The organism is Pseudomonas triticicola, assembly GCF_019145375.1.
GTDB classification, from domain to species: Bacteria; Pseudomonadota; Gammaproteobacteria; order Pseudomonadales; family Pseudomonadaceae; genus Aquipseudomonas; species Aquipseudomonas triticicola.
On record NZ_JAHSTX010000001.1, the window covers coordinates 3,782,763 to 3,802,500 of the forward strand.

The window sequence follows — 19,738 nt, forward strand, 5'->3', positions numbered from 1 at the left end:
GGCCTCTTCGCGAGCAGGCTCGCTCCCACACGGGATCTGCGCTGTACATGAGTCCCTGTGGAAGCGAGCCTGCTCGCGAAAGGGCCAGCCCAGCCACCGCGAAACCACAGGCAAACCCATGCACTTCGACCTCACCGACCTGCGCCTCTACCTGCATATCCTCGACACCGGCAACATCACCGCCGGCGCCGCCCGCAGCCACTTGTCCCTCGCCGCCGCCAGCGCCCGAATCCGCGCGATGGAAGCCTCGCTGGGCGCCGAATTCCTCGACCGCGGACGCCGTGGCGTCACCCCGACGCCTGCCGGCAAAGCCCTCGCCCGCCACGCGCGCATCCTTTTGCAACAGGCCGAACGTATGCAGCAGGACCTTGCCGATTATGCGCAAGGCGTCAAAGGCCAGGTGCGGCTGTTGTGCAACACCACGGCGATCACCGAGTACCTGCCGGAAGTGCTCGCGGATTTCCTGCGCATCCATCCCAATCTCGACATCGATCTACAGGAACTGCCCAGCGCGCGGATCACCCATGCCTTGCGCGAAGGCGCAGCGGACTTGGGCATCGTCTCCGACGCGGTCGACACCAACGGCTTACAGACTCAAGCGTTTCGTGATGATCCGCTGGTGCTGATTCTGCCGCTCGATCACCCGTTGTCCGACGCCACCGAGGTCAGTTTCAGCGACGCGTTGCAGCACGACTTTGTCGGACTCAGCGCCGACAGCGCATTGGCGATCTATCTGGAAGAACAGGCGCTGCACAGCGGCGCACGAATGCAGGTGCGCATTCGCGCCGATGGCTTTGATGGAGCAATGCGCATGGTCGCCCGAGGTGCCGGCCTGACCATCGTGCCGTTGGCCGCTGTCGAACGCGCGAAGGTCGAATGCTTCAAATGTGTGGCGCTCAATGAACCGTGGGCGCGTCGCAGGTTATTGCTCTGCGCGAGAGACTTCGCCGCGCTGCCGGGTTATGCCCAGGCATTGTTACAAGCGCTCATCGCTGCGCGTTTCTGAGCACTCCGATGTCGACCCCAGACAACTGAGCGACAACCGGGCGCTATAGGGTGCGACTTCAATTCTCAAGTCCACTTGCCCGGAGTCCCCATGACCGCGACCGCCCCTATCACCGTTCTGCGCGACACTCACCCGCTGCCGGTACTCGACGCCTGCAAGTGGGAAAAACTCGAAGGCGACCCGCACACCGTCAACCTCAACGCCTACACCAGCGAAGACGGCAGCAAGATCATGGGCACCTGGATCTGCACACCGGGCAAGTGGCGCGTCGATTATGTGAAGTGGGAGTACTGCCATTTCCAGGAAGGCTACTGCGTGATCACCCCGGACGGCATGGCGCCGATCCACCTGCGCGCCGGCGATATCTTCGTGGTTGAGCCGGGCATGAAGGGCACGTGGGAAGTGGTCGAGACCGTGCGCAAATATTTCGTCTTCGCCTGATGCAAAAAAGCCGGGAAATCACCCGACGTGATTTCCCGGCAAATGTCCCGGCGTTGCTAAAACCTGTGGCGAGGGGATTTATCCCCGCTCGACTGCCCAGCAGTCGCAACCCCTGAGCACGCGGTTCACCTGACACAATCCAGGGGGCTGCTGCGCAACCCAGCGGGGATAAATCCCCTCACCACAAGGGCTGATCGCGATTACTGCGGCTTGCGATAGCTGTTGATGATCGCCGAGAAATCCTTCCCGCCGTCACCGCGCTGGCTCATCGCCTGATACAACTGCTGCGCCACCGCGCCGAGCACCACCGGTTGATGCGCCTGCCGCGCCGCTTCCGTCGCCAGCCCGAGATCCTTGAGCATCAATTCTGCACCGAACCCGCCGGTATAACCGCGCGAGGCCGGCGCCGTTTCGACGATGCCCGGCCACGGGTTGTACATCTCCGAACTCCAGCAGCGGCCGGTCGAGCTGTTGATGATTCCGGCCAGCACACCGGTGTCGATCCCCAGCGCATCGCCCAACGCCATCGCCTCACTGACGCCGACCATCGAAATCGCCAGCAGCAGGTTGTTGCAGATCTTGGCGATCTGGCCGGTGCCGACTTCACCGCAATGGACGATGTTGCGGCCCATCTGCGCCAGCACCGGTTGCAGGGTGGCGAACAGTTCCGGGGTGGCGCCGACCATGAAGGTCAGCGTGCCGGCGGTCGCGCCGCCAGTGCCGCCGGAGACCGGCGCATCGGCCATGGCCACGCCGTGTTTGGCGGCGGCCGCAGCAACGTCGCGGGCGGTCTGCGGATCGATAGTGCTGCAATCCACCGCCGGCACGCCTTGGCGAATGCCGGCGAGCACGCCCTCTTCACCCAGCCAGACACTGCGCACGTGCACAGCCGCCGGGAGCATGGTGATCACCAGTTCGGCATCTTCCGCCGCCTCGCGGGCCGAAGCGCGGATGGTGCCGCCCAGTTGCTCGAGTTCCGCCAGCACGGTTTTGTTCAGGTCGACCAGGTTCAGGGAGTGGCCGGCCTTGATCAGGTTACGCGCCATCGGCGCGCCCATGTTGCCCAGCCCGATAAATGCGATTTTCATGATCGAATCCTCAGCGCAGGTTGATGGTGGTGTTCACGCCGTCGTTGACGCTGTCGTCGTCGAACCAGCGCGCCGTGACCGTTTTGGTCTGCGTGTAGAACTGCACCACTTGCTTGCCGTACGGGCCGAGGTCGCCGAGTTTCGAACCGCGCGAACCGGTGAAGCTGAAGAACGGCACCGGCACTGGAATCGGGATGTTGATGCCGACCTGCCCGACGTCGATTTCCGTCTGGAATTTGCGCGCCGCCGCGCCGCTCTGGGTGAACAGGCCAGTGCCGTTGCCGAACGGATTGGCGTTGACCAGCGCGATCGCCTGATCGAGGGTGTCGACTTCCAGCACCACCAGCACCGGGCCGAAGATTTCCTGGGTGTAGATCTGCATGTCGGTGGTCACCCCGGAGAACAGGGTCGGGCCGACAAAGTTGCCTTGCTCGTAGCCCGGCACGCTGATGTCGCGACCATCGAGTTCAAGCTTGGCGCCTTCCTTGATGCCGCTTTCGATTAGTTCAAGGATCCGCGCCTTGGCCTTTTTCGAAATCACCGGACCGACATCGGTGCCCGGCTCGCTGCCGGCGTTGACCTTGAGTTTCTGCGCCAGCGCTTTGAGGTCTGGCAGCCACTGTTTTGCGGCACCGACCAGCACCACCACCGACGTGGCCATGCAACGTTGCCCGGCGGCACCGAAACCGGCACCGACCAAGGCATTCAGCGCTTGCTCGCGATTGGCGTCCGGCAGTACCACGGCGTGGTTTTTTGCGCCCATCATCGACTGCACGCGTTTGCCGTGTTTGCCGGCCAGGTCATAAACGTGGGTGCCGACAGCGGTAGAACCGACGAACGACACGGCTTTGATGTCCTTGTGCGTGCACAGGCCGTCGACCACATCCTTGCCGCCGTGAACCACATTGAGCACGCCAGCAGGGACGCCCGCTTCGATCGCCAGCTCCACCAGCAACATGGTCGACAGCGGATCCTGTTCCGAAGGCTTGAGCACGAAGGTGTTACCGCAGGCGATCGCCATAGGGAACATCCATAGCGGAATCATCGCCGGGAAGTTGAACGGCGTGATGCCTGCGCAGACGCCGATCGGCTGGCGCAGGGTGTAAGTGTCGACGCCGCCGGCGACGTTCTCGGCGAACTCGCCCATTTGCAGGGTGCCGATCGAGCACGCGTGCTCGACCACTTCCAGGCCACGGAAAATATCGCCTTCGGCATCAGCAATGGTCTTGCCCTGCTCGGCGCTGAGGACCACGGCGATGCGCTTGGAGTGCTCGCGGATCAGCGCTTGCAGCTTGAGCATGATGCGCATCCGCGCGCCGATCGGGGTCAGTTTCCAGGTCTGGAACGCGCGCTGGGCGGCGCTGACAGCGGCATCGACCTCTGCCGCGGTGGCGAACGGAACCTTGGCCAGCACTTGCTGGGTGGCCGGGTTGACGATGTCGTGCCACTCGGTGGTCTGCGACTCGACCCATTCGCCGTCGATCAGCAGCTTGACCTTTTGCAGCGTGGTGTCGTTGGGCGTAAGCGATGCGTTCATGCTGGTCTCCAGAACTTGTTTTTATCGTAGGAGCCAAGGCGAAAGGTTCGCCCTGAGATGAGGCGTGTGTCACGAATTGGTTGTCGGACTGTTTTTGGAGTATAGATGTGCAAACTTCTAATAAGAACGCACATATAAGCCCGACCATCATGCAAAAAAACATCACCTCGCTAGGCTCGCTGAACTGGGACGACCTGAAGTTTTTCCTTGAAGTCGCCCGCACCCGCAAGGCCAGCACCGCCGCCAAACGCCTGGCTGTCGACTACACCACGGTGTCGCGACGGATCAGCTCGCTGGAAGCGGCGCTGGGCACATTGCTGTTCGAAAAATCCCGCACCAGCGGCTTCGTCCTGACCACCGAAGGCCAGCGCTTGCTCGGTTATGCCGAGTCGATCGAAAGCACGTTGCACATGGCTTGCGAGCAGGTTTCGGGCTCGGGCGTGGCCCTGTCCGGCCATGTGCGCATGGGCTGCACCGAAGGCTTCGGCAGTTTTTTCATCACCCCGCAACTGAGCCATTTCGTCGACGCCTACCCGGCGATCTCGGTGGACATCCTGCCGCTGCCGCACTTCATCAGCCTGTCCAAGCGCGAGGCCGACATCGTCATCGCCCTCGAGCGGCCGGAGCACGGGCCGTACGTCTGCTGCAAACTCTGCGACTACCGCTTGCAGCTGTATGCAACCCAGAACTACCTCGACAAACACCCACCGATCCGCCGCCCGGCCGATTTGAGCAAGCATCAATTCATCAGTTATGTGGATGACCTGGCGTTCAGCTCGGAGCTGCTCTACCTGGCCAACGTGCTGCCCGGCGCCAGCGCAAACTTGCGCAGCACCAGCGTGATCGCGCAATACGTCGCCGCACAGCAGGGGCGCTCGCTGGCGATCCTGCCGTGCTTCCTCGCCGCACAAGACCCGCGATTGCTGCCGGTGTTGCCGGAGGAAGTCGACATCACCCGGCAGTTCTGGATGTACTGCAGGGAGGATCTGCGCAAGTTGAAGCGGATTACGTTGTTGTGGGATTACATCAGAGAAGTGACCGAGCGCAATCAGGCGTTGTTGATGGGTGAAACGCGGGAGATGCGCTTTGCCGATTAGTCGGCGCTGACCACAATCGACACCCGGCGGTTTTCCGTGCGCCCTGCCGCTGTGTCGTTGGAGGCTACCGGCTCGCTGCTGCCGAGGCCTTGCAGCTGGATGTTCTCCGGTTTCATGCCGACCGTGCCGAGGACGTTGGCGACGCTCTTGGCCCGACGCAGCGACAGTTGCTGATTGTGGGTTTCCTTGCCCGACGCATCGGTGTGGCCATCTACCCGAACGCGCTCGATCCCCACGCCGAGCAGCGCCTTGCCGATGCGTTCGACGATTTCCGTGCTGGCTGCGTTCAGGCTTTCGACGTCGCTGCCAAAAAGCACTTTGCCCGACAGGCCGAATTCCCAACCGTCGTCGGTCAACTCGAAACCCTGCTGTTTGAGCACGGCGACCTGCGCCGGTGTGAGGCCTTTCTGTGGGGCGGTCTGGCAACCGCTCAGGGTCAGCGCGGCGATCATCAGCAATGCGGAAAAAAGTCGAACGGGAAGAGTGAACACGGGCATCAGCTCCTGGTGTGAACGGAATCGACCGGGCGCTCCGACCCGGCGGTGAATTGCGCGCCGCGCGACAGGCGCTTGGCCTGATACATCGCCGCGTCGGCTGCGTTGAGCAAGGCTCCCGGCGTGGCGCCATGATCGGGATAGACGGCGATGCCGATACTGAGCGAGGTCACCACACTGCTGTCGCCGGGCAGGGTGATCGGCATGTCCATGCTGGCGAGAATCTTGTCAGCGATGTGCTCAGCGTCTTCGACCGTGTGCAGGGGCGCGAGCAGCACGGCGAACTCGTCGCCGCCCAGCCGCGCGACCAGATCATCCTCGCGCAATTGCGCTCGCACGCGATTGGCGATCGCCACCAGCACGGCGTCGCCCGAGGCGTGGCCGAAGTTATCGTTGATGCCTTTGAAGCGGTCGCTGTCGAGAAACAGCACGGCGACCCGCTCATCGTGTTTTTTGCCGTTGCGCAAGGCGCGCATCAAGCGGCCTTCAAAAAACGCGCGGTTGGGCAACCCGGTGAGGCTGTCGTGGGTCGCTTGATGGGCGAGGGTTTCGTTTTCGTTCTGCAGGTGGGTTTGCCAGGACTCGAGTTCGCCGAGCAAGGCATTGAAGTCGTTGCCCAGGTTATCCAGTTCGGCGATTTGCGCCGGCGGCACGCGCCGATCCAGCGCTCGTTCGCTACGGGCGGCGTGGGCGACGGCGGCGAGGCTGTGCAACGGGCCGATGATCGCGCGCAACTGCCGCCGCGCCAGATAGAGCGCGACCCAGGCGCTGATCGCGGTGCACAGCACAATCCCGGCCAGGCCGCTGAGCAGGAAGCGCATCAGGCTGCCGCCGTGGCCGATGAGCAGGACCCGACCGATTTCGCGGTCCTGATGTTCGATCGGCAGGCTGACCGGTTTTTCCAGAATGGCGCGGGTGACCTGCATTTCCAGCTCGGAGAACAAACCGGTCTCAGCGCGCTGCCATTGCGCGATCAATTGGCCCTGCGCGTCGAGCACTCGGGCATCTGCCACTTCCTCGGTCGCGGCAATGATCGCCAGCGCCTCGGTTGCCGCCGCTTTGTCATTGAACACGACGGCCGCTTCGACGGTGTAGCTGATCGACCGGGCGATCAAATGCAGGTTGTGGTCGGCATACACCCGCAGCGCCAGCACGCCCAGCAAGGTCAGCGAAACACTGGCCATTGCCACCGCTACCAGCGCGACAATCAAATGCCCACGGCCGATGACCGAGCCCAGGGTCGGGCGAGCCTTCCAACTGAACAGCTTCATGGCGCTGCCGCTTTGCGACGGGACAACTGCAACACGCTGGGGTGTATGCGCACACCACTGCGAGCCACGGAGTCGAGATTGACCTCGAACGACACTTGTTCATCGCCAACGCGCAGGCAGAACAGACTGCCGACGGTGCATTGATCGTCTGCTTCGCTGATGCTCAGCACCGGGTGCCCGATCAACGATGCGAACAGGCGACTGCGTTCATCGGCGGTGAGCTTGCCGATGTACACCGCATCGCATTCGCTGACGATGCCCGGGTTGTCTGCCAGCAGACGCCGCACAGCCACCGGCCGGCCCGTGGCTTGGGTGGTGCCTTTGACCAGGTCATCGGTGTATTCGGTGGGGCCGACGATGCACAGGCGCAATTGCGCCGGTTCCACCGGCCAGCGTGCATAACTGAGGATGCCAAGCACCACTTGCGTGACCGCTTTGGCCCGTTGCTCGGCCGGCCCGGTTTGCGCTTGGGCGATGGCGCTGCCCGTGAACAACCAGAGCAAAACGATCAGCAATGCGTGCTGGCAGGCCCCCACACGCTGTGTCGCCCAGACGGCCACCTTCATGGAGGGATTCTCTTGGAGCGTAACGAAATGATGCCGCAACGATAGCACAGCGCCAGAACACCAGCGAGGCGCCGGCCTCTGACCGGTTGGTCAGTATTCGTTGTCGGTCATTCAGCACGTTATCCCTGAGGCTCGGTGCCCTCCTCCAGTTCCAGCATCAGCCCGCTCAGACGCTTGACCTTGCGCTGCACCGCTTCCTCAAACACGCCGGCACGTGGCTCGATCAAGGTGAACCAGTGTCGGGCGCGAGTGATTCCGGTGTAGATCAGTTCTTTGGTCAGCACGGGGTTCAACGCATCCGGCAGGATCAGCGCCGTGTGGGCGAACTCCGAGCCCTGGGATTTGTGTACCGTCATGGCGTACACGGTTTCGACATCATTGAGCCGACTCGGCAACACGAAGCGCACGCCGCCCTGTCCATCGTTACGCGGAAAGGCCACGCGCAGAACGGTTTTGCCGATCTCTGCGCCTTCACGCTCGGGCAGTTTCAGGGCGATGCCGATGTCGCCGTTCATCAGGCCCAGACCATAGTCGTTACGAGTCATCAGCACCGGCCGACCTTCATACCACTGCTGATCGCTCTCGATCAGACGCGCCTTGAGCAACGCAGCGGTGATGCGCTGGTTCAGACCTTCAACGCCCCACGGCCCTTTGCGCACCGCGCACAGCAACTGGAACGTATCGAACGCCTGCAAGACTTCCCGCGCCCAATCGGTCCAGTCCGCATGCTCAAGAGGCCGCGTCGACGGTGGACGCTGATCGCGCAGTACGCTCAAGTAATGGCGATAACCTTGCGGGCCGTTGTCGTGACCTTCGAGCAACAGGCGTTCGAGCTTCTGATCGTGCTCGCCTTTGAGCGGCAGGGAATACACGTCGTCGTAGCTGCCGGCCGCGAGCAACTGTCGCGCTTCATCGGCCAATTGCTGATTGACCCGGCGCGCAAGCTGACCGATGCCGCTGCCCTCGCCGAAACGGCGCGAGTGACGCAGCATCACCACTTGCTGCGCCAGCGGGTGGGTGCCGTCGCGGTCCTCATGCAAACCGCTGCCCTGCAACGACTCGCCACTGACTGACTCCAGCCATTGCCGCGTCTGCGGGCTGTACCAACCGCCCTCGGCGTCACGGCACAGATCGCCCAGTACCGCGCCGGCTTCGACCGAGGCCAGTTGATCCTTGTCGCCCAGCAATACCAACCGCGCATGGGCCGGCATGGCGTCGAGAAGGTTGGCCATCATTTCCAGGTCGATCATCGACGCTTCGTCGACCACCAGCACATCCAGCGGCAGGCGGTTGCCGGCATGGTGACGGAAATGCCGGGTGCCCGGTCGACTGCCGAGCAAACGGTGCACGGTGGTCACATCGCTGGGGATCGCCGCGCGCACCGCTTCGGCGACTTGCAGTGATTGCACTTGCTGACTGATCGACTCGGTCAAACGTGCAGCGGCCTTGCCGGTCGGGGCGGCCAGACGAATGCGCAGCGGATGGCCAGCCTCGACGGCCGGTGCCTGCAGCAACGCGAGCAAGCGCACCACCGTAGTGGTTTTCCCGGTGCCCGGGCCGCCAGTGATTATGCTGAAGGAGCTGCGCGTAGCGAGAGCACAGGCGAGTTTCTGCCAGTCGATGACAGCTGCGGATTCCGCGCCGCCGAACAATCGATTGAGGCGCTGCGGCAGGTCATCTGGCGTCGGCTCCTGTTGCATCAAGCGTTGGCGCAACGCTGCATCGATGCGGCGTTCGTAGGTCCAGTAGCGGCGCAGGTACAGGCGTTTGGAGGACAGCACCAACGGACGTGTCTGCGCTGGTTCACTGGCATCGGCGGCAAGGGCGACCAGCGAGCTGCTTGCCAGCACTTTGCACCAATGGGCTCCATCGAGCGTTTCGAGCAATTGCGAAGGCAGCAACAACACACCGCCCTGCACATCGCCTTCGGGCGGCAATGACAGGGCAAAATCCGGCGCCTTGAGGGTTTCGAACAAATCCAGACACACATGACCATGGCCGAGTTGGTGACTGGTCAACGCCGCCGCCAGCAGCACCAGCGGATCGGTCTCGGGCTCGAGTTCATGCAGGAAAGCGACAAAGGCGCGGTCCAGCGCACGTAGCCAACCGCGCTCGACCCAACGGCTCAGCAACAACAGCAAATCATCGGCGCGGGTCAGCGGCGAGAGTTTCGACAGGCTGTCCGCTTCCAGCGGCGTCGGCAGTAGATCGGCGAATGTGCGGCTCATAGCAGGACTCCCTGTTCCCAGGCGGGTTCGGACTTGGGTTCGGGTTTGCCCTGGAACATCCGGTCGAGGCGTTCGATCAATTCCCGTGGTGGACGCACGAAGTACACGCCACGACTTTCGGCACGCGTACCGCGCAGAAACAGATACAGCGCCCCGCCGATGTGACGATCGTAATCGTAATCCGCCAGCCGTGCCTTCAACTGGCGATGCAATGCCAGCAGATACAGCACGTATTGCAGGTCATAACGGTTGTCGAGGATCGACTGCTCCATCGCCTGCACGGTGTAGGCCTGATCATCCACGCCGAGCCAATTGGATTTGTAATCGGCGACGTAATAGCGGCCAGCGTGCTCGAAGGTCAGGTCGATAAAGCCCTTGAACATGCCGTTGAGTTGCACCGGCTCCGCCGCCACCCGGGCGACGCCATTGTGGGTGTGCTGGCGCACCTGTTCATCGAGCTTGAGCACGTCGACTTTGTGGCTGGCGAACCAGAACTCCATCTCGACGCGGTATTGCTTCAGTTGCTCAAGAACCACCGGCGGTTGCCCGCCAGCGATCGGCAACGGCGACTTGAGCAAATGCTGCAGCCAGTCAGTCAGCGTGGTGATCCAGCCTTGCCAGCCACGCAGGTTGCAACGCCGGGCAATTGCATCTTCCAGCGCTTCGCGGGTAACCGAAAAACCTTCAGCGCCCGCCCATTCGAGCAAGCCATGCAAAAACGTGCCGGGATTCGGTCCGCGAGGAAAACGGTGGATATCGGCGCCACCGCTGATGATTTCGCGAGGTGCGTCGGGGTCGAGGCGCTCGTCGTCGAAGAGCTTTTGCGCCTGCGGACTGTCCGGTGCTTCATCGCTGCCGACGCTCAATACGTCGCTGATGCGCAAAGCGCTATAGGAAGCGATCCACCAGTTTTCACTGGCTTTGCGCTTGGGCCGTAGCGTCGCTCGTAGCACTGCTTCATTGCGCGGCGGCTGGTAATGCTCATCAGTGGGCTGAGGCATTTCGCCGATGCCAATCGCCGCGCAGTCTTGCTGCAGATCGCGCAGCCAGCGATTCAATTCGCTGGACTCGCCCAAAGCGGCACCGCCACCGAGTAAGTAACCCAGCGCAGACAGGTGCAACACCGAGCTGTTGTTATTGCCGCGCTTGAGATCGGTGACGCCCAGCCAACAGGCATGTTGTGCACGGGTCAACGCGACATACAGCAGCCGCAGATCTTCGGCCAGACGCTCATCGTCAGCCAGAGCGATCAACTCGGGAGTCGGCTTGAGGCTGATCTGCGCCTTGCCCGCAGCGTCGTGGTAATGCAGCGGCAAGCGGCTGCCATCCACCGGTTTCGCCGAGCAAATAAATGGCAGGAATACCAGCGGATATTCCAGACCCTTGGATTTGTGGATGGTCACCACTTTAACCAGTTGCTCGTCGCTTTCCAGACGCAAAATCTGCTCTTCACCAGCCTGACCGGACAGTGCCAGCAGCTCGGCCAGATGGCGGATCAATGCTTGCTCGCCGTCCAGTTCAGCAGCGGCTTGCTGCATCAGCTCCGACAGGTGCAAAAGGTTGGTCAGCACGCGCTCGCCGTCACTACGCTGCATCAGGGTTTGCGGCAGGTGGAAGTCGTGAAGCAGGCGCCGCAACATCGGCAACACACCCTGCTTGCGCCAGAGCTCTCGATAGCCGCGGAACTGCATGACCCGGGCTTCCCAGACCATTTCATCCTGGTTCAGGCGCTCCAGCTCGATCAGCGGCAGGTTCAGGGTGGTGCAGGCCAGCGCAGCCTTGAGCGAGCGCTCGACATCGGGTTCGGCGCAGGCCTTCAGCCACGCCAGCAGGTCGTGCGCCTCTTGCGCGGCGAATACGGAATCCTTGTCCGAGAGATAAACGCTGCGCACCCCTCTGGCGGCGAGTTCGGCGCGTACGGCCTGGGCTTCTTTACCGTCGCGGACGAGGATCGCGATGTCCGAAGGACGCAGACCTATGAAGCCATCTGCCTGAACAAAACCAGCGCTACCGTTTTGCCCGCCATTGAGCAGTGCGGTGATTTCACTGGCGCAGGCGGCGGCCATTTGCTGGCGATAGAACGCGCCGGACAGCGGCTGATCGCCAGACAATAGCCAGACATTCAGTGCCGCGACGTCTTGCCCGGCAATCCGCAGCGTTTCCTTGCGTCCCTGAGACTCAACCGGGAGGAACGGTACCGGGTTCTCGCCATTTCTTTCGCGAAACAAAAACGCGCCGCGTCCCTGCTCTCGGGACTCGGCGCGTTCGAATACGTGATTGACCGCTGTCACCATGCCGTGGCTGGAGCGGAAGTTGGTGCCTAGTGTATGCAAACGGCCGGTAGTGGCCTGACGTGCGCGAAGATAGGTGTAGATGTCGGCACCACGGAAGGCATAGATCGCCTGCTTGGGGTCGCCGATCAGGAACAGGCCGGTGTCAGGGTGATTGTCCTCGATACGGTAAATGCTCTCAAAGATGCGGTACTGAACCGGATCGGTGTCCTGGAATTCGTCGATCAGCGCGACCGGGAACTGCTCGCGGATCAGCGTTGCCAGACGCTCGCCGCCCTCCGATTGCAGCGCGGCATCCAGACGCAACAGCATGTCGTCGAATCCCATTTCTGCGCGGCGACGCTTCTCTTCTTCGAAGCGTGCACCGACCCACTTGGCAGCGTGTTGCAGAACAGCGGCATCGGGCGTCGGCAATGCGTCGAGGCTCGATTTGAGTGCGGACATGGCGTCCAGCCCCGGATGACTCGGGGCCTGGCCTTTCCAGGCCTCGGCCATGCCTTCGGGTGTCAGACGGGTGAAGCCGGTGCCAATGTCCAGTTGCTCAAGCGATTCGTCTGCGGCCCAGGTCTTGAGTTTCTCGAACCAGGGTTCGAAATAACGCGCCTGCATCTTGCGGCCATCGACGGTTTTGCTGGCCACGCCTTCATGGCAGAGAGCAAGCAGCTCGTCTGCCCAGTCACGCCAAGGCGCTTTCAGTTCGACCAACGCCGCTCGCCGCTCCAGCAAACATTCGGCGATCAGCTCCGCAGGCACCTTGCCTTCACCGGTGTCACGCTCGCTGGCGAACAAGCCGCGTACTCGAGGCAGCAACGCTGCGGGGCCACCCCAATTGCTGCGCACCCAGTTCAGCGCATCGCCCTGCATCGGGTAGCAGAAGAGCCGCCAATAATCGCGCAGTACCTCGCCGAGCAAATCGCTGTGATCGGTTTCCAGCGACTGCGTGAACAGGCTGCCGCTGTCGAACGCATGCTCGCGCAGCATGCGCTGACACCAGCTGTGAATGGTCGAGACGGCGGCTTCGTCCATCCACTGCGCGGCGATATCGAGGCGGTTGGCACAGCCTGGCCATTGTTGCGGATCGAACTGATCGCGCAACTCGGCAATCAGTCCGTCGGGGGCAGTGATTTCATCGCGGAAGAATCGCGCGGCCTCAGCCAAGCGTGTCCGAATTCGTTCACGCAGCTCTTTGGTGGCAGCGTCGGTAAACGTCACTACGAGGATTTGCGGCGGCAGCAATTCGCGCGCGAAACCGCTTGTCTCGCCGCCATGACCGAGTATCAGCCGCAGATAAAGTGCCGAGATCGTGAAGGTTTTGCCGGTGCCGGCGCTTGCTTCGATCAACTGGCTGCCGCGCAGCGGGAAGGCCAGAGCCAACGGTGTTTTGGTACTCATGCGCGCGCACCTTCGCTGGACAAGGAACGCCAGGGCGCTTCGAATAATGGGCGGTACAAGGCGTCGCACCAGCCGGTGAAGGTTTCGTCTGCCAACAATGCATCGAAGTCGGGATATTGCCGGAGCAGTGCCGGGCTTTCACGCCGCTCGCCCTCGCTGGTCTGGCCGTCACCTTCATAGGCTTTTCGTGCAGCGGCTTCGGCTTTGACCGAGTCAGTTTGAGACAACCAGGCGAACGCGGTTTTTATCGCAATCGGCAAGGGTTGGCGCATGCCGGATTGCCAGGCAAGAAGCAGGTCACCGAGCAAACGCAGCGCTCGGTCCCGCTCCATTGGCTCAAGCAACAGTGTGTCGTCACTGGCGACCAGCGCTGTGGTTAACGCATGTCCGCTGGCGCAGGCGACCAGATGGGTGATCCACGGTTTGGTCAGGCGATGCCACTTGCGCGTTTTGATCGAGCCGATGCTGTTGGGAATGGTCGTAACGGACAGCAGGCCGCCATCGGCGCGCTGGTGCAGACTTGCGAGCCAGCCTTCCAGCCGCAAACCCTGCAAATCGAGACTGACCGGGGTCGCGCTGGTCAACGGCGTCGGCCATAACGTCAGCAACTGCTGATAACGTTGCAGAAGATCCGGCAGCGGTTCGATCAGTTCACGCTGCAGGCATTCGCCGAAACCCGCCATCGGCAACAAGCCACTGTTTTGCAGGCGCAGCGCCCGGGCTTGCAGTGCCTGATCGACATCCTGCGGCTGGCTGAGCGCAGCTTCCAGCAAACTGTCGCTGAGCGTGTAGCGCTGCAACGCGTCCAGTACAAAAGGTTCTTCATCGGCCAACGGCGCTTGCGCGGCCTCGAAATACACTTTGAGACGCTGGGTGAAAAACTGCCGAACCGGATTACGCAGAAAGTCCTGCAGTAAAGCCAGTGTCAGCGGTTCCTCTTGAACATACGGTGCGAGTAACTCCGCCTCGCTTTGATGCGTTTGCTCTTGATGCACAACTTGCCATTCGCTGGCATAGCTGAACAGTTGCTCGCCTTCGTGGAAATAGCGGGCGCTGAAAGGTTGCAGAGGATGTTCTTCGGTCAGCACGTCCAACAGATCCTGGCTTGGGTCGATTGAACGCCAGCCGCTGGCGAGGTGATCGCGCAACTGGCCGATCAGTACCGAGGCAGGTCGTTCGCTGTTGTCACGGATGCTGCGACCGACCCAACTGATATAGAGCTGAGAGCGTGCGGACAACAGCGCTTCGAGTAACAGGTAGCGGTCGTCTTCACGTCGTGAGCGATCCCCAGGTCGGTAATCGCTGCCCATCAGATCGAAGTCCAGCGGTGGTTGCGCGCGGGGATAATCGCCGTCGTTCATGCCCAGCAGACAAACCAGTTTGAAAGGAATGGCACGCATCGGCATCAAGGTGCAGAAATTCACCGCACCGGCGAGGAATCGTTGCGACAAACGGCCCTGATCCAGCCCGGCGAGCCAGGCTTCGCGCACGACAGTCAGCGGCAGTTCGTCAGTCAGCCCGACCGCCTCGCAGGTCTCCAGCCAGGTTTCGCGAAGCTCTTCCAGTTGGGTCAGCAGGTAGTCGTCGTGCTCGTTGCTCGCCTGAAAGAACACCTGCATCAGCGCCTGCAAGCGCAGCCCCCACTCTTTCGGTTGAGCCGGTTGCGTGAGTTGCTGATGAGCGATTTCCAAGGCATCCAGCAGCGCCACCAATGGCCCGATCAGGGCAGCATCAAGCCCACCGATTTCGTCGTAAGGCTCGATACCTGCACATGCGTCGGCACTGCCGACAGCGTACCCCAGCAGCATTCGGCGCAGGCCGAAATGCCAGCTGTTCTGCTCCAGTTCCTCCGGCAATCCGAGACCGGCCCGTTGCTCCGCGCTCATGCCCCAACGCACGCCGGCGCCTTCGATCCAGCGATGCAAGGTTGGCAGGTCGCGCTCCTCTACGCCAAAGCGAGCACGCAGAGCTGGAACATCGAGCAGGTCAAGAATCTCGCTGACCGGGAAACGGCTGTCCGGGAGTTTGAGCAGGTGCTCGACTGCGATTAGTAACGGATCGCGGCCACGCTGGCCCTGATCCGCCAAAGTGAACGGAATGAAGCGCGTGTCGAATCGATCGAGCTGACCGAAAACCGCGCGGATATGCGGCGCATAGCTGTCGATATCCGGGACCATGACGATTACGTCGCGGGGGCGCAAGTCCGGGTCGGCACTGAAACGCGCCAGCAGTTGATCGTGCAGGATCTCGACTTCACGCTGGGCGCTGTGGGCGATGTGAAAACGTATTGAATGGTCTTGGGTTGAATCGACCGCAGGCCAGAGTTCGCGTGTCTCGTTAAGTGGACGTAACTCCAGAATGTCATCCTGCAGCTGGTTAAGCATGTTGCGGGGCTGGGCTTCGCTGAACAGGTCGATGCGGCCGTCACGAAAGGCTGCGCGGTAGCTGTTGGGGTCGTCGTAGCTGTCGAGCAGGTTGATATAGTCGCGACCTTGCTTGCCCCAAGCGGCCAGCAACGGATGTGCGTGCTGATGCAGGGTCTCGGCATCAAGTACAACTGGCATCCCGCTTTTGCGTTGTTGCCGCTTGTATTGATGCCGCAGCAGATCCTTGTCGGCGACGATATCGGCCCAGTGATGGCGACAGGGGTTGTGTACGCAAAGCAGAACCTGACTGAAGCGCGCCAGACCGGCGAGCGCTTCAAGTACCTGCGCGGGTAGCGAAGAAATACCAAAAACGATCACACGCGGTGGCAGTGAAGCCGGAGCCTCATCAAGAGTGTTGATGCGCTCCATGAAACGTTGATGGACGCCGGCACGACTCTGCGCCATGCCTTGTTCGCCGACGTCATCCAGCAGCGCTCGCCACAACTCGGCCTGCCAGCAACTGGTCGCTGGCAGAGGTTTGATTTCACCTCGCACATTGCGCAGTTGATGACGCCCTTCCGCCCAATCTTCCAGCCAGTCGGCCCGGTAGACCTGATATTGGTCAAACAGGTCGGCCAGACGCTCTGACAATTGATAGCGCTTGCGCAGATCGCTGTCGTGGGTGAGGAAGCGTTGCAGCGGCTCGAAATGGGCGCGGTCGATTACCTGTGGCAAGAGGCGCATCAGGCGCCAGGTCAGCGGGGCTTTGTCGAGCAGGGATTTAGCCGGAATTTCTTCTCGTCCCAATACCATGCGATAGAGCTGCCACATGAAACTGCCGGGTAGTTGAACGTCAATCGCCGCAGCGATTCCGCAACCGCCAAGGTCGTCGTCTTCGGGATCCTCGGCCAATGCCAGTTTGAGCCATTGGGCGATGCCGTTGCTTTGTACCAAAGCGATTTCGTTCTCCAAGGGTGCGAGTGGATAGCGCCGCATGATGCTGACCACAAGGCTGCGCAGCTCATCAAGACTGTTACTCTGAACCACCATGAATGCAGCGTTGAGGGACTGGGCGTCCGACATATGGATTCCTTGGAAAATCGCTAAAGCCGAGGCAGAACCTTAGCATTGTCGGCCGGCTGTGACAGCCGGACGAGGTCTGCGAAGGCTGTAAGAACTTTCTCGCAGGCAAAACAAAACCCCAACTGCTTTCGCAATTGGGGTTTCGGAATTTAATCTTGACGATGACCTACTCTCACATGGGGAAACCCCACACTACCATCGGCGATGCATCGTTTCACTGCTGAGTTCGGGATGGGATCAGGTGGTTCCAACGCTCTATGGTCGTCAAGAAATTCGGGTACTGACTCGTGACCGGATGGCCTCGCTTCAGCAAATTGGGTATGTGACAGCTTTCGGTGTTTGTGCGCTTCGAACTTTCGGTTCGTTTCGTCTTCACACACCGCAATCTGGCTTTTAAGCGCAAATTGCTTGGGTGTTATATGGTCAAGCCTCACGGGCAATTAGTATTGGTTAGCTCAACGCCTCACAGCGCTTACACACCCAACCTATCAACGTCGTAGTCTTCGACGGCCCTTCAGGGAACTCAAGGTTCCAGTGAGATCTCATCTTGAGGCAAGTTTCCCGCTTAGATGCTTTCAGCGGTTATCTTTCCCGAACATAGCTACCCGGCAATGCCACTGGCGTGACAACCGGAACACCAGAGGTTCGTCCACTCCGGTCCTCTCGTACTAGGAGCAGCCCCTCTCAAATCTCAAACGTCCACGGCAGATAGGGACCGAACTGTCTCACGACGTTCTAAACCCAGCTCGCGTACCACTTTAAATGGCGAACAGCCATACCCTTGGGACCGGCTTCAGCCCCAGGATGTGATGAGCCGACATCGAGGTGCCAAACACCGCCGTCGATATGAACTCTTGGGCGGTATCAGCCTGTTATCCCCGGAGTACCTTTTATCCGTTGAGCGATGGCCCTTCCATACAGAACCACCGGATCACTAAGACCTACTTTCGTACCTGCTCGACGTGTCTGTCTCGCAGTCAAGCGCGCTTTTGCCTTTATACTCTACGACCGATTTCCGACCGGTCTGAGCGCACCTTCGTACTCCTCCGTTACTCTTTAGGAGGAGACCGCCCCAGTCAAACTACCCACCATACACTGTCCTCGATCCGGATAACGGACCTGAGTTAGAACCTCAAAGTTGCCAGGGTGGTATTTCAAGGATGGCTCCACGCGAACTGGCGTCCACGCTTCAAAGCCTCCCACCTATCCTACACAAGCAAATTCAAAGTCCAGTGCAAAGCTATAGTAAAGGTTCACGGGGTCTTTCCGTCTAGCCGCGGATACACTGCATCTTCACAGCGATTTCAATTTCACTGAGTCTCGGGTGGAGACAGCGCCGCCATCGTTACGCCATTCGTGCAGGTCGGAACTTACCCGACAAGGAATTTCGCTACCTTAGGACCGTTATAGTTACGGCCGCCGTTTACCGGGGCTTCGATCAAGAGCTTCGCGTTAGCTAACCCCATCAATTAACCTTCCGGCACCGGGCAGGCGTCACACCCTATACGTCCACTTTCGTGTTTGCAGAGTGCTGTGTTTTTAATAAACAGTCGCAGCGGCCTGGTATCTTCGACCGGCATGAGCTTACGGAGCAAGTCCTTCACCCTCACCGGCGCACCTTCTCCCGAAGTTACGGTGCCATTTTGCCTAGTTCCTTCACCCGAGTTCTCTCAAGCGCCTTGGTATTCTCTACCCAACCACCTGTGTCGGTTTGGGGTACGGTTCCTGGTTACCTGAAGCTTAGAAGCTTTTCTTGGAAGCATGGCATCAACCACTTCGTCACCCAAAGGGTAACTCGTCATCAGCTCTCGGCCTTAAGATCCCGGATTTACCTAAGATCTCAGCCTACCACCTTAAACTTGGACAACCAACGCCAAGCTGGCCTAGCCTTCTCCGTCCCTCCATCGCAATAACCAGAAGTACAGGAATATTAACCTGTTTTCCATCGACTACGCTTTTCAGCCTCGCCTTAGGGACCGACTAACCCTGCGTCGATTAACGTTGCGCAGGAAACCTTGGTCTTTCGGCGTGGGTGTTTTTCACACCCATTGTCGTTACTCATGTCAGCATTCGCACTTCTGATACCTCCAGCAAGCTTCTCAACTCACCTTCACAGGCTTACAGAACGCTCCTCTACCGCATCACCCGAAGGTGATACCCGTAGCTTCGGTGTATGGTTTGAGCCCCGTTACATCTTCCGCGCAGGCCGACTCGACTAGTGAGCTATTACGCTTTCTTTAAAGGGTGGCTGCTTCTAAGCCAACCTCCTAGCTGTCTAAGCCTTCCCACATCGTTTCCCACTTAACCATAACTTTGGGACCTTAGCTGACGGTCTGGGTTGTTTCCCTTTTCACGACGGACGTTAGCACCCGCCGTGTGTCTCCCATGCTCGGCACTTGTAGGTATTCGGAGTTTGCATCGGTTTGGTAAGTCGGGATGACCCCCTAGCCGAAACAGTGCTCTACCCCCTACAGTGATACATGAGGCGCTACCTAAATAGCTTTCGAGGAGAACCAGCTATCTCCGAGCTTGATTAGCCTTTCACTCCGATCCACAGGTCATCCGCTAACTTTTCAACGGTAGTCGGTTCGGTCCTCCAGTCAGTGTTACCTAACCTTCAACCTGCCCATGGATAGATCGCCCGGTTTCGGGTCTATTCCCAGCGACTAGACGCCCTATTAAGACTCGCTTTCGCTACGCCTCCCCTATTCGGTTAAGCTCGCCACTGAAAATAAGTCGCTGACCCATTATACAAAAGGTACGCAGTCACAGAACAAAGTCTGCTCCCACTGCTTGTACGCATACGGTTTCAGGATCTATTTCACTCCCCTCTCCGGGGTTCTTTTCGCCTTTCCCTCACGGTACTAGTTCACTATCG

At 60.4% G+C, this 19,738-nt stretch carries 11 protein-coding genes and 2 rRNA genes (1 of these 13 running past the window's edge); 3 read left to right on the forward strand and 10 right to left on the reverse strand.

The genetic code is table 11. The features are described from left to right. Window positions 1–118: 118 nt before the first annotated feature. A complete protein-coding gene (locus tag KVG85_RS16830) occupies window positions 119–1,006 on the forward strand; it encodes a LysR substrate-binding domain-containing protein (RefSeq protein ID WP_217864418.1) in 888 nt (295 codons plus the stop codon). Window positions 1,007–1,096: 90 nt separating this feature from the next. Further along, window positions 1,097–1,447, forward strand: coding sequence for a cupin domain-containing protein (locus KVG85_RS16835; protein ID WP_016770579.1), 351 nt, complete (start codon window positions 1,097–1,099; stop codon window positions 1,445–1,447). Window positions 1,448–1,647: 200 nt separating this feature from the next. On the opposite strand, the gene mmsB is transcribed toward KVG85_RS16835, so the two are convergent. Beyond that, window positions 1,648–2,535 carry a 3-hydroxyisobutyrate dehydrogenase gene (mmsB, locus tag KVG85_RS16840; RefSeq protein WP_016770578.1) on the reverse strand — a complete coding sequence of 296 codons (888 nt, stop codon included), beginning with the start codon at window positions 2,533–2,535 and terminating at the stop codon, window positions 1,648–1,650. A 10-nt stretch (window positions 2,536–2,545) separates the two neighbouring features. Beyond that, window positions 2,546–4,072 carry a CoA-acylating methylmalonate-semialdehyde dehydrogenase gene (locus tag KVG85_RS16845; RefSeq protein WP_024011486.1) on the reverse strand — a complete coding sequence of 509 codons (1,527 nt, stop codon included), beginning with the start codon at window positions 4,070–4,072 and terminating at the stop codon, window positions 2,546–2,548. Window positions 4,073–4,221: 149 nt separating this feature from the next. On the opposite strand from KVG85_RS16845, the gene KVG85_RS16850 reads away from it, so the two are divergent. Then, complete coding sequence (locus tag KVG85_RS16850) at window positions 4,222–5,169, forward strand: LysR family transcriptional regulator (protein WP_217864991.1); 948 nt, start codon at window positions 4,222–4,224, stop codon at window positions 5,167–5,169. On the opposite strand, the gene yfiB is transcribed toward KVG85_RS16850, so the two are convergent. From yfiB to KVG85_RS16890, 8 genes are all read right to left on the reverse strand, one after another. Then, the gene (yfiB, locus tag KVG85_RS16855; RefSeq protein WP_217864419.1) at window positions 5,166–5,666 is read right to left on the reverse strand and encodes an outer membrane lipoprotein YfiB; all 501 of its coding nucleotides are present in this window, start codon (window positions 5,664–5,666) and stop codon (window positions 5,166–5,168) included. The genes KVG85_RS16850 and yfiB overlap by 4 nt on opposite strands. Further along, the gene (gene dgcN, locus KVG85_RS16860; protein WP_217864420.1) at window positions 5,666–6,934 is read right to left on the reverse strand and encodes a diguanylate cyclase DgcN/YfiN; all 1,269 of its coding nucleotides are present in this window, start codon (window positions 6,932–6,934) and stop codon (window positions 5,666–5,668) included. Before dgcN ends, yfiB begins: the two co-directional genes overlap by 1 nt. Further along, on the reverse strand, window positions 6,931–7,500 hold the full coding sequence (gene yfiR / locus KVG85_RS16865; RefSeq protein ID WP_217864421.1) for a regulatory sequestration protein YfiR: 570 nt from the start codon (window positions 7,498–7,500) through the stop codon (window positions 6,931–6,933). The genes dgcN and yfiR overlap by 4 nt, the downstream gene beginning before the upstream one ends. Window positions 7,501–7,619: 119 nt before the next feature. After that, window positions 7,620–9,728 (reverse strand): exodeoxyribonuclease V subunit alpha, encoded by a 2,109-nt coding sequence (recD, locus tag KVG85_RS16870; protein WP_217864422.1) that lies wholly within the window; start codon window positions 9,726–9,728, stop codon window positions 7,620–7,622. After that, window positions 9,725–13,411, reverse strand: a complete 3,687-nt coding sequence (gene recB / locus KVG85_RS16875; RefSeq protein WP_217864423.1) for an exodeoxyribonuclease V subunit beta — start codon at window positions 13,409–13,411, stop codon at window positions 9,725–9,727. The genes recD and recB overlap by 4 nt, the downstream gene beginning before the upstream one ends. Continuing rightward, window positions 13,408–16,860: an exodeoxyribonuclease V subunit gamma gene (gene recC, locus KVG85_RS16880; RefSeq protein WP_217864424.1), complete on the reverse strand. Its 3,453-nt coding sequence runs from the start codon at window positions 16,858–16,860 to the stop codon at window positions 13,408–13,410. Before recC ends, recB begins: the two co-directional genes overlap by 4 nt. 153 nt (window positions 16,861–17,013) lie before the next feature. After that, window positions 17,014–17,129 (reverse strand): 5S ribosomal RNA (gene rrf, locus KVG85_RS16885). Between the two features lie 150 nt (window positions 17,130–17,279). Further along, window positions 17,280–19,738, reverse strand: a 23S ribosomal RNA gene (locus KVG85_RS16890); it runs 435 nt beyond the window's last position.